1 tRNA gene and 1 rRNA gene are annotated in these 330 nt (G+C 50.6%); both read left to right on the forward strand.

The features are described from left to right. The first annotated feature begins 36 nt into the window (after nt 1-36). A tRNA-Thr gene (locus HMPREF9538_RS24725) sits at nt 37-112 on the forward strand. Between the two features lie 38 nt (nt 113-150). Beyond that, nucleotides 151-266: ribosomal RNA gene (gene rrf / locus HMPREF9538_RS24720) — 5S ribosomal RNA — on the forward strand. Nucleotides 267-330: the final 64 nt, after the last annotated feature.

Here is a 330-nt window from a genome sequence, read left to right on the forward strand (position 1 = left end):
TGAGAGTAGGGAACTGCCAGGCATCAAATTTAGCGTGCTGATATGGCTCAGTTGGTAGAGCGCACCCTTGGTAAGGGTGAGGTCCCCAGTTCGACTCTGGGTATCAGCACCACTTTTTAGGTTAAAGTTCGGCACGTTGTAAAGAATTTGCCTGGCGACAATAGCGCGGCGGTCCCACCTGACCCCATGCCGAACTCAGAAGTGAAACGCCGTAGCGCCGATGGTAGTGTGGGGTCTCCCCATGTGAGAGTAGGGAATCGCCAGGCATCAAATAAAGCAAAAAGGGCCCCCCCGACAAAAGGGGGGTTTTTTTTTTTTTTTTTTTTTTTT

Origin of the sequence: Klebsiella sp. MS 92-3 (assembly GCF_000195655.1) — a bacterium.
GTDB lineage: Bacteria > Pseudomonadota > Gammaproteobacteria > Enterobacterales > Enterobacteriaceae > Klebsiella > Klebsiella pneumoniae.